The sequence below is a fragment of the Prochlorococcus sp. MIT 1314 genome, assembly GCF_034093315.1.
Lineage (GTDB): Bacteria > Cyanobacteriota > Cyanobacteriia > PCC-6307 > Cyanobiaceae > Prochlorococcus_A > Prochlorococcus_A marinus_Y.
In genome coordinates, this window is sequence record NZ_CP139300.1 from 223,292 (window position 1) to 238,728 (window position 15,437).

General features: G+C 32.8%; 17 protein-coding genes. 8 read left to right on the forward strand and 9 right to left on the reverse strand.

Features of this window, described 5'->3' with window-relative positions:
* Window positions 1-9 precede the first annotated feature (9 nt).
* The 8 genes from urtE to ureE form a co-directional block, all read right to left on the reverse strand.
* Window positions 10-720 carry an urea ABC transporter ATP-binding subunit UrtE gene (urtE, locus tag SOI86_RS01330; RefSeq protein ID WP_320681829.1) on the reverse strand — a complete coding sequence of 237 codons (711 nt, stop codon included), beginning with the start codon at window positions 718-720 and terminating at the stop codon, window positions 10-12.
* Window positions 721-722: 2 nt separating this feature from the next.
* A complete protein-coding gene (gene urtD / locus SOI86_RS01335; protein ID WP_320681830.1) occupies window positions 723-1,472 on the reverse strand; it encodes an urea ABC transporter ATP-binding protein UrtD in 750 nt (249 codons plus the stop codon).
* Window positions 1,472-2,596 (reverse strand): urea ABC transporter permease subunit UrtC, encoded by a 1,125-nt coding sequence (urtC, locus tag SOI86_RS01340; RefSeq protein WP_320681831.1) that lies wholly within the window; start codon window positions 2,594-2,596, stop codon window positions 1,472-1,474. Before urtC ends, urtD begins: the two co-directional genes overlap by 1 nt.
* Complete coding sequence (locus tag SOI86_RS01345; RefSeq protein ID WP_320681832.1) at window positions 2,596-3,750, reverse strand: ABC transporter permease subunit; 1,155 nt, start codon at window positions 3,748-3,750, stop codon at window positions 2,596-2,598. The genes urtC and SOI86_RS01345 overlap by 1 nt, the downstream gene beginning before the upstream one ends.
* A gap of 89 nt (window positions 3,751-3,839) precedes the next feature.
* Complete coding sequence (gene urtA / locus SOI86_RS01350) at window positions 3,840-5,117, reverse strand: urea ABC transporter substrate-binding protein (protein WP_320681833.1); 1,278 nt, start codon at window positions 5,115-5,117, stop codon at window positions 3,840-3,842.
* A 128-nt stretch (window positions 5,118-5,245) separates the two neighbouring features.
* Window positions 5,246-5,857, reverse strand: a complete 612-nt coding sequence (gene ureG / locus SOI86_RS01355; protein WP_320681834.1) for an urease accessory protein UreG — start codon at window positions 5,855-5,857, stop codon at window positions 5,246-5,248.
* Window positions 5,858-5,860: 3 nt separating this feature from the next.
* Window positions 5,861-6,547, reverse strand: a complete 687-nt coding sequence (locus SOI86_RS01360; RefSeq protein ID WP_320681835.1) for an urease accessory protein UreF — start codon at window positions 6,545-6,547, stop codon at window positions 5,861-5,863.
* The gene (gene ureE, locus SOI86_RS01365; protein WP_320681836.1) at window positions 6,540-6,989 is read right to left on the reverse strand and encodes an urease accessory protein UreE; all 450 of its coding nucleotides are present in this window, start codon (window positions 6,987-6,989) and stop codon (window positions 6,540-6,542) included. Before ureE ends, SOI86_RS01360 begins: the two co-directional genes overlap by 8 nt.
* A gap of 48 nt (window positions 6,990-7,037) precedes the next feature.
* Between ureE and SOI86_RS01370 the strand changes: the two genes are divergently transcribed.
* From SOI86_RS01370 to ureC, 4 genes are read left to right on the forward strand one after another with little or no spacing between them, the layout of a single operon-like run.
* Window positions 7,038-7,940: an urease accessory protein UreD gene (locus SOI86_RS01370; protein WP_320681837.1), complete on the forward strand. Its 903-nt coding sequence runs from the start codon at window positions 7,038-7,040 to the stop codon at window positions 7,938-7,940.
* A 50-nt stretch (window positions 7,941-7,990) separates the two neighbouring features.
* Complete coding sequence (locus tag SOI86_RS01375) at window positions 7,991-8,293, forward strand: urease subunit gamma (RefSeq protein WP_025924424.1); 303 nt, start codon at window positions 7,991-7,993, stop codon at window positions 8,291-8,293.
* A 2-nt stretch (window positions 8,294-8,295) separates the two neighbouring features.
* Window positions 8,296-8,616 carry an urease subunit beta gene (locus SOI86_RS01380; RefSeq protein ID WP_320681838.1) on the forward strand — a complete coding sequence of 107 codons (321 nt, stop codon included), beginning with the start codon at window positions 8,296-8,298 and terminating at the stop codon, window positions 8,614-8,616.
* A 4-nt stretch (window positions 8,617-8,620) separates the two neighbouring features.
* Window positions 8,621-10,330, forward strand: coding sequence for an urease subunit alpha (gene ureC / locus SOI86_RS01385; RefSeq protein WP_320681839.1), 1,710 nt, complete (start codon window positions 8,621-8,623; stop codon window positions 10,328-10,330).
* Here ureC and SOI86_RS01390 read toward each other — a convergent pair.
* On the reverse strand, window positions 10,327-11,553 hold the full coding sequence (locus SOI86_RS01390) for a glycosyl transferase (protein ID WP_320681840.1): 1,227 nt from the start codon (window positions 11,551-11,553) through the stop codon (window positions 10,327-10,329). The genes ureC and SOI86_RS01390 overlap by 4 nt on opposite strands.
* A 50-nt stretch (window positions 11,554-11,603) precedes the next feature.
* Between SOI86_RS01390 and SOI86_RS01395 the strand changes: the two genes are divergently transcribed.
* From SOI86_RS01395 to SOI86_RS01410, 4 genes are all read left to right on the forward strand, one after another.
* On the forward strand, window positions 11,604-13,364 hold the full coding sequence (locus SOI86_RS01395; protein ID WP_320681841.1) for a sugar phosphorylase: 1,761 nt from the start codon (window positions 11,604-11,606) through the stop codon (window positions 13,362-13,364).
* Between the two features lies 1 nt (window position 13,365).
* Window positions 13,366-14,163, forward strand: a complete 798-nt coding sequence (gene yedP / locus SOI86_RS01400; protein ID WP_320681842.1) for a mannosyl-3-phosphoglycerate phosphatase-related protein YedP — start codon at window positions 13,366-13,368, stop codon at window positions 14,161-14,163.
* Window positions 14,164-14,167: 4 nt separating this feature from the next.
* Window positions 14,168-15,112 carry a kinase gene (locus tag SOI86_RS01405; protein ID WP_320681843.1) on the forward strand — a complete coding sequence of 315 codons (945 nt, stop codon included), beginning with the start codon at window positions 14,168-14,170 and terminating at the stop codon, window positions 15,110-15,112.
* Window positions 15,113-15,201: 89 nt separating this feature from the next.
* Complete coding sequence (locus SOI86_RS01410; RefSeq protein ID WP_320681844.1) at window positions 15,202-15,429, forward strand: DUF1830 domain-containing protein; 228 nt, start codon at window positions 15,202-15,204, stop codon at window positions 15,427-15,429.
* Window positions 15,430-15,437 lie beyond the last annotated feature (8 nt).

Consider the following 15,437-nt stretch of genomic DNA (forward strand, 5'->3'; position numbering starts at 1 on the left):
ATAATCTCTTTAAACACTTAAGAATTTATCAATAACTGCTTGACTTAACTCACTAGTATGTCCGCTAGCTACAATTCCACCTCGTTGCATAGCATAATATCTATTGGCTTGTCTTACAAAATGCAAGTGTTGTTCAACTAATAAAACTCCAATCCCTGTATCTCTAATTATCTGATTAATTGCATTTTCAATGTCTAAAACTATATTTGGTTGAATACCTTCCGTTGGTTCGTCAAGCAATAGAAGTTGAGGTTTGCCCAACAATGCTCTTGCAATAGCAAGTTGTTGTTGTTGACCTCCACTAAGATCTCCTCCTTTTCTTTGAAGAAAGTCTTTTAGAATTGGAAACAATTCATAAATAAATGGATCTATTTTCTTGTTCTTAGATAATCCACCCGGCAGTGACTCCATTCCTAACATTAGGTTCTCTTCAACAGATAAGTAAGGAATAATTTCTCTCCCTTGAGGAACATATGCCATGCCTTTTCTCGCTCTCTGATGAGGCGCCTTTCTATTAATATTTTCTCCAGCCAAAAAAATATCACCTTTTTTATGCTTTAACAAACCGATAAGTGATTTCAATAAAGTTGTTTTTCCAACTCCATTTCTTCCTATTAAACAAACCATTTCTCCTGATTTAACATTTAAATCTACATCTCTAAGAATATGACTTTCGCCATAAAATGTATTTAATGATTTAATTTCTAGTAAATTTTCCATAACTAATCCTCAGGTCTTCCTAAATAGACGTCAATGACTTTTTTGTCCTTTTGTATCGTTTCCATTGTCCCCTCACATAATACTGTTCCTTGATTTAATACTGAAACATTACTATCCAGTCTTCTTATAAATTCCATATCGTGGTCTATTACAACAACAGTATTTTCTCCTGATAAAGATTTCAATAAATCAGCAGTAAGATCTGTCTCTTCATCCGTTAGGCCAGCTACAGGTTCATCTACAAGCATTAAATCTGGCTTCTGTCCTACTAACATGGCTATTTCCAGCCACTGTTTTTGGCCATGAGACAAAGAACCAGCCTTTGAATTGACTTTATGAGATAAATTAATAATTTTCGTTAGACGTTCAATCTCATCAAGCTGATCATCTTTAAGATTTTTATTTATAAGGTTTAAGGGACTTTTAGGAGTTGATACAGATATTTCAAGATTTTCTTTAACTGTTAAATTCTCAAAGATCCTTGGACTTTGAAACTTTCTTCCTATTCCAAGTCGAACGATTTTGTGCTCCTTTTGACCAATTAATGATTTCCCTTTGAAAATTACTTCACCTTTAGTTGGTTTTACTTTCCCAGTTATTACGTCAAGAAATGTTGTTTTACCAGCTCCATTGGGTCCTATTACTGCTCTTAATTCTCCTTTCTTTAAATTTAAATTAAGTTTGTTAAGAGCTAAGAAACCTTCAAAACTAACAGTAATATCGATTAAATTTAGTAGATCTTTATTATTCACTATTGTACCTCCTTATTTTTGACTTCCAAGCTTGGATAGGTTTCAATCTTCCTTTTAAATCCAATTTTTTGAAGAAGATTCCTAGGCCCATCTCCTTGAATCCATCCTAAAACGCCTTCTGGCAATGCTGTAACAACTAAAATAAATAATCCTCCCTGGATAAACATCCAACTAGCAGGTAAAGCTTCACTTATTAGACTTTTTGCATAGTTGATAAATACTGCTCCTAATATTGCTCCTAATAAAGTTCCTCTCCCTCCTACGGCTACCCAGATAACCATTTCTATAGAAAATGGAACGGTCATAAATTGAGGTGAAACTATTCCTGATTGAACAGTGTATAAAGCTCCAGAAATTCCAGCAAGTCCTCCAGCAATAGAAAATATTATTGTCTTGAATATTACAGGATTGTATCCTGTGAACCTAACTCTTGGTTCGTCATCACGAATTCCTATGAGAATATTTCCAAATCTTCCTTTAACTACCCACTTTGCAAAAAACCAAGCGGCTATTACTAGTATGGCTGTCACCCAAAAGAACATTCTTTGCAAGGACTCAGAACCTACCATCTGACCAAATAGTTGAGTTACATCTGTTTTTAATCCATTTGTTCCGTTTATAAGTTTTTGTTGCCCATTAAAAAAGTTAAAGAAAACGAGTAGAGATGCTTGAGTAAGTATAGAAAAATATACGCCTTTGATTCTATTCCTGAAGACAAGAAATCCGATTAAACCAGAAACCAATGCAGGAATTATCCAGATAGCAAATAATGTGAAAACTGGCGATCTAAATGGTTCCCAGAAAAAAGGTAATTTTTCTACGCCATATAAAGCAAAAAATTCAGGAATATTATTTGGGAATTCAGAAGAACTGGTTATTTGTAAATACATTGCTGCACAATAACCACCAAGTGCAAAAAATATTCCTTGCCCAAGACTTAATAAACCTGTATATCCCCAGATAAGATCAACCCCAAGAGCAACTATAGACAAAGATAAATATCTACCAAGAAGATTTAATCTAAATACAGGAAGTAAAGTTGGTGCTGCAATGATTAAAGCTATTAATATTATCCAGATTGATAATATGATCTTTTTATTAAATTTAATTTTACTTAGGGTCATTAGTTTTCAACCATCCTCCCTTTTTGAGGAAATAAACCTGTAGGTTTAAATTGTAAAAATATAACTATTAATGCAAATATCATTACTCTTGCCATACTTGTTGTCGCAAAAAAGTTGATTGTGTTTGAAAGAGGCAAAGGCAAGTCTGGCCATATTGATAAGAGCCTTCCAGCTCCTATTAAATCTGTCATGATTCCTATTCCAAAGGAAGCAAGTACAGTTCCTAATAAATTACCTACTCCTCCAAGCACTACAACCATAAAACAACCAACTATGTAATTTCCTCCAACATTTGGCCCCACAGAACCTAAAAGTGATACTGCCACTCCAGCAACTCCTGCCAAGCCAGATCCTATTCCAAATGTAATTACATCCACTTTTTCAGTCGATATTCCTAGGCAATCGCTCATTTGACGATTCTGAGTTACTGCTCTTATACGCATCCCCCATGCACTTTGATTTAGAAATAATGTAATTGCTATTACAGAGATTAATGTAATCACAATTATCATTAGTCTTGTTTTAGGAAATGCAGTGCCAATAATTTCTACTTGACCTCTCATCCATGCAGGTGCTGTTACATCAACATTACGAGCACTTGCTCTACTAAGTTTGCTTATAGAAGATGAGATTACACCACCAGTCAGAGCACCACTTAAACCAGCAAAAATCCAAGAACTAAATTTAAAATATTTGAAATTGATTGATTCTTTTATTTTTGAAGGGAATATTGTTGGTAAAAATAAACCAATTATTAAACTTATAATTAAACCTGTCCCATAGGCTAATGGCACACTTCTAACAAATTGTTGAAGAATTAAGCTTACACCCCATGTAGCAAGAAGTGTTTCTAATGGACTTCCATAAAGCTTTCTTATTATTGTTTTTTCTAATAGAATACCTACTACACCACTAACTATGAAAGCAAAGAAAATTGAAACTATGATATAGGAATTATAGTAAGGTTTTAAGATGGGTAATTTGAAAATTAATTGTGTAACGTATGTTGTGTAGGCTCCAAGCATCATAAGTTCACCATGGGCTAGATTTATTACACCCATAAGCCCAAAAACAATTGCTAGTCCTAAAGCAGCAACAAGTAGTACAGATCCGATTGCTACACCATTAAAAAGACTATCTAGAAGTAACTCCAATTTAAAATTTAAAAATAGAAAAATTTGATTATATAAAATAAAAGGAGGTGTTAACCTCCTTTTATTTTGAAGTATGAGTTTAAATTTAATTAAAGCTTATACTTTTCTCCTTTTGAAGGATCTGTCCAATCACATGCATATCCTTTCGAGCTTGGATGCTTTTGGTTCCATGCTTGAGGAAGAACAACTCCTGTCTCTTCAAGAATTGTAAATCCACCTTCTGCATTGATTTCTCCAATTCTTACTGTTTGAGAGAGGTGGTGATTTGGCATAACTTCAACAGGTCCTTGTGGGGCATCAAACGTTTGTCCAACTAATGCCTCCCTTACTGCGTTGTCGTCGAATGTTCCAGCATCTTCAACTGCCTGTTTCCATAGATAAACCATATTATATGCTGATTCTTGAGGGTCAGCTACAACACGATCAGCTCCCCATCTTTTCTTGAAACTTTTAGCAAATTTTTTAGATGCAGGAGTATCAATTGACATCATGTAGTTCCATGCACCATAGTGACCTTCAAGGAATTCAGGACCAATAGTACTAATCTCTTCTTCCGCAATAGAATAATTCATTACGTAGTAGCCACTTGAAGGAGTAATTCCTGCGTCTTGGATCTGTTTAAAGAATGCAACGTTTTGGTCACCATTAAGTGTGTTAATGATAATTCCACCTTCAGGCAAAGCTTTTTTGATTTTTGAGATAATTGGAGCGACTTCAGTATTTCCTAATGGAAGGTAATCTTCTCCAACAACTTTACCGCCTAGCTGTTTTACCTGAGCTTTTGTAATTGTGTTGGAAGTTCTTGGGAATACATAATCTGAACCTACAAGGAAGAAATCTCCACCGGCCGCTGGAGAACGTTTATACATGAAATCTGTAGCAGGTTCTGACTGTTGATTTGGTGTGGCTCCTGTGTAGAAAATGTTGTTAGAACATTCCTGGGCTTCATATTGAATTGGGTAGTAAAGGAATGCATCCTTTGATTCGTAGACTGGTAACATTGCTTTTCTACTTGCAGATGTCCAACCACCAAATACGACAGGCACACCATCTTGGTCTATAAGTTTCTTGGATTTTTCAGCAAAAGTCGGCCAGTCAGAGGCTCCATCTTCAACTATGTACTCAATCTTGTAGCTTTTACCGCCAACTGTTACTCCGCCGGCAGCATTTATCTCTTCAATAGCCATTTTTTCAGTGTCAACAAGAGTTGATTCGGAAATCGCCATTGTTCCAGATAACGAATGCAAAATACCAACGGTTACAGTGTCATCGAAACTTCCGGAGGTTCCACCTCCACCACACGAAGTTGCTGTGACCGCGAGTGAGGCAGTAGCTAATCCTGCCAAAATACGCCTTGAAATTCTCATGAATTCGTTTAAATTAGGTAAATGATCCTCATTAAGGGGATAAAGTAAAAGTTATTAACGAGTGGCAATTACTTTTGTATCTGTCGTAACTTTTTGTTGAATCCAATATATAACTTATTATTATTTTTCTAGTCTCGATGATTAGGTATTTGCAATTTTAAAAATTGCGTTACTTCTTCAACGCCTTTGCCGTTACTTAGGTTCGTAAAAAACCAGGGTTTTCCCTTTCTCATTAATTCTGTATCACTTTTCATAATATTTAAATCTGCACCAACCATATTTGCTAAGTCAATTTTGTTTATTATTAACAAATCTGATCTAGTTATTCCGGGTCCACCTTTCCTAGGGATTTTGTCTCCTGCAGATACATCAATTACATAAATTGATAAATCTACAAGTTCTGGACTAAAACTAGCAGCTAAATTATCGCCTCCACTTTCTACAAAAATAAAATCTAAGGGATTATATTTATTTTCTAAATCAACTACTGCATTTTTATTCAAGGAACAATCCTCTCTTATTGCTGTATGAGGACAACCACCTGTTTCTACACCAATAATTCTTCCTTCTTCTAAAACTTTTTTATTTATAAGAAAGTTAGCATCTTCCTTAGTGTAGATATCATTAGTAACAACTGCTATCTCATAATTTTTTTTGAGACTTAAGCATAGAGTCTCTACTAATGCAGTTTTCCCTGAACCGACAGGCCCAGCAACTCCTACTCTCAATTTACTACTCATAAATTAATTTCTAAAAAGTTTTGTATATAGGTCTTTATGATTTTGTTGTGCCATAGCTAAACCTACATTGCCAAAATAGATGTCATCAATTTCTTTGTCCATAATTTCCTTAGAAACTGTAGAAATTATTTCTAGTAAATCTTTTTGAATTAATTGTGCTTTTGTTGAACCCATAGGAATAAGCCTTAAAGTTGCACTTAGTTGATTGGCACTCCATGCATATAAAAAATTCTCTACCATCTCCAATTTCGTAATTTCAAAAGAATAACAGGCCCAACTCCATGCTAAAGACCAAGAATTTTTTTTGTTTTTTTCAAAGAGATATTCAAATCCAAATTCTTTTGTTAAATTAAAAAGAGATTCTGACATTTGAAATTGTTGTTCTCTTATTTCGGCAGAATCCTTACTTGAGAGGATCCATTTATCCAAACTTAATAACTTTTGCAAATTATTTTTTATATTTTTTTTGTTTTTTATTTCATTGAAAATTTCAAAAAAATCTAATAATAGTCTTGCATCAAGTCTAATCTGGCCAATTAATAATTCATTCGTAATAAGATCTTTAACATACTCAGGTTCTTTTATATTTTTGCTATCAAAAAAACTTTCAAATCCCTCAGAATAACAAAATCCTCCAACGGGTAAATTAGGACTTATTAATAAATACTTTAATAAGTGACTTTCATTCATGGTAATGAGCTCCTGTTTCAGGAAAAAATTTTTTCTTTGTATTTGTTATGTCAACATTAAAATTATTAAGCATATCCTCAATAACGTAATCACTTTTTGTTAAAAGAATTTCTTTATCAATTTCTACTTCTACGTGTCTATTGCCTAAATGATATGCAGTTCTAATAAGTTCAAAATTAGAATCTGAACGTATTTCGATTAAATTTTCTTTTTTTGCAATTATCTCTACATAAAAGTTGGACTCATTCGTTGAAAGTATATCTCCATCATTTAATTTGCCTTTTCTAGGTAATTGTAAAAATACTTCTTGATCGCAATCAGTTATTCTTTTGCCTCGTAAGATTCGTCTTTCATCAGCACTTAAAGTAAGTTTTAAAAATGAACCTAATCCAGGTTTATCCTTAATCCAATCAGTTACAACAATTTGTTTGTTTATTCTCATAATCAAAATTTTTAGTTACTTTAATTTAGTAATTAAAGAAAACAATTTATGATTAAAACTTCATGGGAAGGTAATTGTTTCTTAAATTTTTTTAATAATAATGCAAGTTTGGGAAATGTTGATAAAACAATCTTTAAATCTAAATCAACTTCTCCTTATAAATTATTGAAGTCTACTAATGATCAAGAAGGCCGATGCATTTTACCTATTCTTCATACAGCAGGTGGATTGGTTGGAGGAGATTTGCTTGAATTTGAAGCAAATCTTGAGAAAAACTCTAAGGTTTTGTTAACCACTTCTTCAGCTCAGAAAGTATACGGATCGGTAGGCAGATCTAAAATTAATCCAGAGGGAGTTTTTTCTAAGCAAAAAAATCATATAACCATTCATGATAATTCTCATTTGGAATATCTCCCTCAAGAGACAATTATTTTTGCAAATGGTCTTTATGATCAGAAGTTTAAAGTATGTATTTCAGAAACTTCAAGTTTTTTATTTACTGATTTAATAAGACTTGGAAGATCTTCTTCTGGAGAAGCCATTGAAAATGGAGTTTTTAGATCCAAATTAGAAATTTTAAGAAACAACGATTTATATGATGATTGGGAATATGTTGATCAAATTGAATTATCTAAAGCGAGTTATGAAGCAAAGTCTGGCATGGATTATATGCCTGTCTTTGGATCCTTAATTTGGATTTGCGAAAAAGATTTTTCCAAATCAAAAATCAATAATTTAGTAGAAAACATAAAAAATATTTTTAAAGAAAGTGTAAGTCAATTATCTATAGGAATTCTTGAAAATGGTATTTCTGTACGATTCTTAGGGAGTTCTTCTCAAGATGCTAGGAAATGTTTTTTTTGTATTTGGAAACAAATTAGGTCTATTTGTGGATTTTGTGAGCCAAGATATCAAGGTGTATGGCCTTTACAAGATTCTATGAATTATTAATTATGTTCAGAGAGAACATTTTTTAAGATTTTATAGATTAATTTTTTATTATGCATCTTTCACCTCAAGAAAAGGATAAATTATTAATTTTTTCAGCTGCACTTTTAGCTGAAAGAAGACTTAATCGAGGTCTGAAGCTTAATTATCCTGAAACGATTGCTTTTTTAAGTTTTCAAGTTCTTGAAGGGGCAAGAGATGGCAAAAGTGTAAGTCAATTAATGTCTGAAGGAACTACTTGGCTTTCTAAATCACAAGTTATGGAGGGCATTCCTGAAATGGTTGATGAGGTTCAAATAGAAGCAGTTTTTCCTGATGGGACTAAATTAGTTACTATTCACAATCCGATTAATTAGTTATGAGTAAATTAATTCCTGGCGAAATAATTACTGAACAAGATGAAATCGAATTAAATCTTGGTAAGGAAGTCAAAACAGTAACAGTTTCGAATTCTGGAGATAGACCAGTGCAGGTTGGATCTCATTATCACTTTTTTGAAGCTAATAAGGCGTTAATTTTTCACCGAGAAGTAACACTTGGTATGCGTCTTGACATTCCTGCAGGAACAGCAATTAGATTTGAACCAGGAGATACAACAGATGTCAAATTAATTCCATATTTAGGTTTAAGAAAAGTATATGGTTTCAATTCATTAGTTAACGGTTCTTTAGATACTTAAAATTATGTCCTATAAAATTGACAGAAAAACTTATGCTCAAACTTATGGACCCACAATTGGGGATAGAGTAAGGCTTGCTGATACGGAACTATTTATAGAAGTAGAGAAGGATTTAACTATTTACGGAGATGAAGTTAAATTTGGCGGAGGTAAGGTTATTCGAGATGGGATGGGACAGTCTCAAGCGACTAGAGAAGATGGGGCTGTAGATACTGTAATAACTAATGCTTTGATTGTAGACTGGTGGGGAATAATTAAGGCCGATGTTGGTTTAAAGGATGGAAAGATTTTTGAAATAGGCAAAGCAGGTAATCCTGATATTCAAGATAAAGTAAATATTGTTATTGGTGCCTCCACAGAAGTAATAGCAGGAGAGGGGCATATTCTTACTGCTGGATCAATAGATACCCATATACATTTTATATGCCCCCAACAAATTGAGACAGCATTAGCTTCAGGAATTACAACTATGCTGGGAGGAGGAACTGGACCTGCAACAGGCACAAATGCAACTACCTGTACTCCTGGTTCTTTTCATATTTCTCGAATGCTTCAATCTGCAGAAGCATTCCCCATGAATTTAGGATTTTTTGGTAAAGGAAATTCAACAAACGAGAGGAATCTTATTGATCAAGTTGAAGCTGGTGCATGCGGATTGAAGCTGCATGAGGATTGGGGAACGACTCCATCCACAATAAATTCTTGTCTTAATGTTGCAGATAAGTTTGATGTTCAAGTTTGTATTCACACTGATACTTTAAATGAGGCAGGCTTTGTTGAAGATACCATCAATGCTATTGCAGGACGAACAATTCATACTTTTCATACAGAAGGAGCAGGTGGAGGTCATGCACCAGATATTATTAAAATTTGTGGAGAAAAAAATGTTCTTCCAAGTAGTACTAATCCAACAAGACCCTATACGAGAAATACATTAGAGGAACATCTTGATATGCTAATGGTTTGTCATCATTTAGATTCTAAAATTCCAGAAGATATTGCATTCGCTGAATCAAGGATCAGAAGAGAGACTATTGCGGCGGAAGATATCCTACATGATTTAGGTGCCTTCTCAATTATCGCTAGTGACTCTCAAGCTATGGGGAGAGTAGGTGAAGTAATAACAAGAACTTTTCAAACTGCTCATAAAATGAAAGTACAAAGAGGTCCGTTAGCTCAGGATTCTGATAGGAACGATAATTACAGAGTAAAAAGATATATTTCCAAGGTTACAATTAATCCTGCAATAGCCCATGGTATTAATAAGTATGTTGGGTCTATAGAAAAGGGAAAAATTGCAGATTTGGTATTGTGGAAACCTTCATTTTTTGGGGTTAAGCCCGAATTAGTTGTTAAAGGAGGTTCGATAGTTTGGTCCCAAATGGGTGATGCAAATGCTTCAATTCCAACCCCAGGTCCTGTACATGGGAGACCTATGTTTGCAAATTTTGGACAATCCCTCATTAAGAGTTCCTTCACTTTTTTAAGTAAAAATTCAATAGATCAAGATATTCCTAAAAAGTTAGGATTACAAAAGAATTGTATCGCTGTAGAAAATACAAGAAATATCAATAAATCACATTTAAAACTTAATAGTAAACTGCCAAATATTTCAGTTGATCCTCAAACTTACGAAGTTTTTTCCGATGGAGAACTTCTTACTTGTGAACCCCTTGATGAAGTCCCAATGGCTCAGAGGTACTTTTTGCTTTAGAAGTTTTTAATTAATTCTTTTTCGCTTGTCTTTATATCTTTTGAACCAGCAATAGCTAAATCATCCTGGAGTTTGTTCTCACAAGATAGAACTCTTGACCAACTTGGTAACTGCTGTGTAGTAGGGGAAGCTAGATAATCTTCTGTAGCAGGTCTTAATAGTTTTGCAAATTTTTGTACTGATAGCTCTTCTTCATGCCTATCGTATGGAAGTTGATTAACCGCTGAATCTAATCCAAATTGTTTTACTCGATCTTCTCCAACTCTTTTGTAAAGAACTTCTAAAGTTGCTAGTTGAGTGCTAGTTAAGGTCTCGGCCTGATGTTCCATAAGACCTCTTAAAACACTTGAAAGTATTTCTGTACACATTTTTTGCAATCCTTCTTTAGAAGAATCACCAATATTCTTATGTTTATGGTCAAATAAACCTAGGTCAACTTGCGCTATTTTGGAGGTCCTTACGTTTCTATAAACCTCTGATAATAAACCTATTTCTAAACCCCAGTCACAAGGTATTCTTAAATTCATGGCAAGGTCTTTAGTAAAAGCAAACTCACCTGCTAATGGATATCTAAATGATTGTAGATAGTGTAAAAAGGGCCCTTTCCCGACTAACTGCTCAAGACTTGCTAATAAGGGACCCACAAATAATCTTGTTGCCCTACCTTGTAATTGATTTGTTTCTAAAGATAACCTACTGTAAAAAGCTTTTACATAAGATATTCCATACGATTGATCTAGAAGTGGAAGTATCATTTTTGAAGGATACAAAGGACTAAAAGTTCTTATATCAGCGTCAAAAAGAGCAACAACGTCTGATTTTCTAGTTGCGACTCCTATGCCTTGCCATACAGCCCACCCTTTACCAGGAGTTCCTAAAAGTTCCAACCCATTTTTTTCTTGGTTTTTTAACAGCTCTATTACGTAAGGAGAATTAGTCCATTGAACGTGAACTGGGAATGGCATTGAGTCAAAAAATGATTTAGCCGCTTTAACTTGATCAACAGTTTTTGCAGAGAGAGCTATAACTAATTCATTTAAGCCTGTAAGGTTTTTTAAAACTTCTCTTATATCTTTTAATGCTGTGCGTTCAAATTCTTCAAATAAGCAAGGTATTAGAATGCTAGTTGATCTTTTTTTGAGACTTTTGTTTAATTCTATAAGTAAATCGCTAGTTACTCCATATTCATGTATTGTTGTGATTAAACCTTGTTGAAAGTCCATTTTCTAATTGATGTGCAGAATAGTGTTAATACTTCAATGATTTTTTCAAAGTGAAGCAAATTGATTCAGAGAAAAAATTAGATAGATTAAAACTTTATAAATTGTTGAAAACAATTTATTCAAATAATACTACAGAAGAAATTAATTTTATTTCAAATCAATTATTACAGATTTTAGATGATTTCTCAGAGAAATATGCTTATGAAGAAATAAGTAAAAAAGAAAGGTGGAATCAATCTCATTCGGTTTTAATAACTTATGCAGATAGTATTTATAAAAATGGGGAGGCAACATTAATTACTCTTCGAGAATTGTTAAGTAAACATTTTGGCAGCCTTTCGAAAGTTGTACATATTCTTCCTTTTTTGAAATCGACAAGCGATGGGGGTTTTGCAGTCTCAAGTTATGATTCCCTAGAAGAAAAATTTGGCTGTTGGGATGATCTCAAAAGTATTTCTAAAAATCATTTTTTAATGGCTGATTTAGTACTAAACCATGTTTCATCATCTCACCCATGGGTTCAACAATTTATTAAATCCAAAGAACCAGGAATATCAAATGTTTTTTCACCAGAACAAAATCTTGACTGGTCAAATGTTGTTAGACCAAGAAGTTCATCATTGTTTTCTCTAATAAATACTGAAGATGGTCCTAAACAAGTTTGGACAACTTTTGGTCCAGATCAAATAGATTTGAATTGGCATAATCCAAAAATGACTCTTGAGTTCTTAAATTTAATTATTACTTATTTATCTAATGGAATTAAATGGTTTAGGCTTGATGCTGTAGGTTTTATTTGGAAGGAATCTGGAACAACATGCTTGCATTTGCCAAAAGCACATTCAATTGTAAAAATTTTAAGACTATTATTAAATAATCTTCTTGAAGATGGAGTTTTAATAACAGAAACTAATGTTCCTCAGAAAGAAAATTTATCTTATCTTATTCCAGAAGATGAAGCACATATGGCTTATAATTTTCCGTTACCTCCTCTCCTCTTGGAGGCGATTATCACTTCAAGAGCTGATATTTTAAACTCATGGATTTTTGATTGGCCAAAATTACCTGACGATACTACTCTTTTTAATTTCACTGCATCACATGATGGTGTTGGGTTAAGAGCTCTGGAAGGTCTAATGAATCAGCAGAGAATTAATAATTTATTAATTAATTGTGAGAAAAGAGGAGGACTAGTAAGTCATAGACGTTTATCAAATGGTGATGATAAACCTTATGAATTGAATATTAGTTGGTGGAGCGCAATGGAAGACTCGAGTAGAGATTCTAATAGATTCCAGTTTGAGAGATTTATCTTGACTCAATTATTAGTAATGGCCCTGAAAGGTATACCTGCCTTTTATTTGCCAGCATTACTTGCTTCAGAAAATGATATCAAAAGTTTTTCTATGACAGGTCAAAGAAGAGACCTGAATAGAGAAAAATTTAAACAAGACAATCTTTTATCTGTTTTAAATAATCCAGAATCTTATGCTAATAAAAACCTAAAATATCTTCGTAATGCTATGGATCTCAGGTCAGAACTAAAGCAATTTCATCCTTGTTCAGAAATGAAATGTTTGTCTAAAGGTAGAAGCGATATTGTTGTCTTAAAAAGAGGTAAAGGTCCTGATTCTGTTTTTGCAATCCATAATATGACAGAAAACAAGATTAATTATCAATTGAATGATATTGATTTACCAGAAATAAAAGATAATCATTTTAATATGCGAGATTTTTTAACATCCACTAAATACAATTGGAAAAATATTAGTCTTGACCCTTTTCAAGTTATTTGGCTAGGTGTTATTTAAAATGATTGAGAATTCTTCACTTTGGGTTGTTACAGACGTAGATGGTACATTAATGGATCACTCGTATGATTTAACACCTGCTAAAGAAACTATAAAAACACTACAAAAATTGTCAATTCCTGTAATTCTTTGTACAAGCAAGACAGCATCTGAAGTAGAGGTTATTAGAAAGCAACTAAATTTAAAGGATCCTTATATTGTTGAAAATGGTGCAGCGATATATGGTGAATATCTTGAAATGGTTAATGGAGAAATTATCCTTGGGAAAAAATACGAATTACTTGAAGAAATTTTAAACTTTATTTCTAAAGAAATTGATTACAAACTTATTCCACTTAATAATCTCACTGATAAAGAAGCGACTCAGCTTACAGGCTTAAAAGGCAATTCATTGAACTTAATGCGTGATAGGCATTGGAGTATGCCTTTTCTAAATCCTCCCAGTTGTTTAGAAGAAAAAATTAATATCTGTTGTAAAAAGTTTGAAGTTGATATTTACAAAGGAAACAGAATGAGTCATTTATTATCTACAAATTCGAATAAAGGAAAGGCAATTAATGCTCTTAAAAAATATTCAAATATTCAAAAAGTTGAAATTATAGGTTTGGGTGATTCTCCAAATGATTTGCCATTACTTTTAAATTCAGATATAAGGATTGTTATTCCGGGGATAGATGGACCTAACTTGAATTTACTTCAAAAATTAAAAGATTTTGAATTTACTTTGGCTTCTGAACCTAATGGATATGGTTGGAAAAATGAAATTAATAAATTGATAAATAAGAGAGAACTAATTTAGAAACATGGAAGATTTAGATATTAATTTTTCTCTTGATAAATTTGAAAAATTAATTATTGATATTGGTTGGGAGTCCTCGGAAGATTGGTTCAATTTTTGGAATAATCAAAAAAATATTCTTTCAATTGATCAATATTGGAATAATAAAGTAAATGATGATTGGATTTGGGGTTTGGCTTTGCCTCTTTTATCTCAGGCTTACATATTTCAAAAGAAATTTTCTGATAGAAAAATAATTGGGATTTCAGCTCTCCCTGGTACAGGTAAAACAACATTAGGTAAATGGCTTGAAGCAATATCGTTAAAATTAAATTTCAAAATTTCTGTTATTTCAATAGATGATTTTTATCTCCCTTCAGATGAAATGAAATTAGCCATTAAGAATAATCCTTGGAATGTTTCAAGAGGTTTTCCTGGTAGTCATTCAATAAAATTAATGCATGAAAAATTATTAAATTGGAAAAAAAATGGAGAATTAAATGTACCTGTTTTCGACAAATCTTTAAGAAATGGATTAGGAGATAGATCCCATTGGAGGTTAGATAATCCTGAATTATTAATTATTGAGGGATGGTTTTTGGGAATAGAGCCTTCCTCTAGCGATGTTAATCACCAACATATAATTTCAGCAGAGTTGAGTCCTCAGGAATCTTCTTATATAGGTAATATTCAATCTAATTTAAATAAATATTTAGATGTTTGGAGTTTAATAGATAATATTTGGCACTTAAAACCTTTGAAATTTGAATATATGAATACTTGGAAAACAAATCAAGAAAAAGAAATGCTTTTACAGAAAGGAAACGCCCTTAAAGATGTAAAATTAAATAATTTTTTGAGAATGCTTAATGTTTCCATTCCTCATAAAAGTTTTGATGTTATAAATTCTTATGCGTTGTTATTAATTGATCAAGAAAGAAATTTACTTGAGACTAGATTAAATTTGTAGTATTTTTTGAATTTTTTTTTTCAGTAATTTTTTATACATTTTTTGTGTATCCAATTAGTGTTAAATAGTGTTTAATTTGTTGTTCAGAGATGGTTGAGTTCACTTACAAAAATGAAGGTTGTAGAATGGTAGTCTTAAGATGTATTGGTCCAACAAATTTTTTTTTAGAGAGAGTATTGTTCCCGACTGACATTCTTACTTTTATGGCCCCAAACGACTCTAGAGTTGAAATCTGGGGAAATGAATTATATGGCCCTAAGTTGGAAGAAAGAATAAGAGTTTCATCTGATAATGAGGATTCGAGTTTAGTGGCCTAAAATCAAAA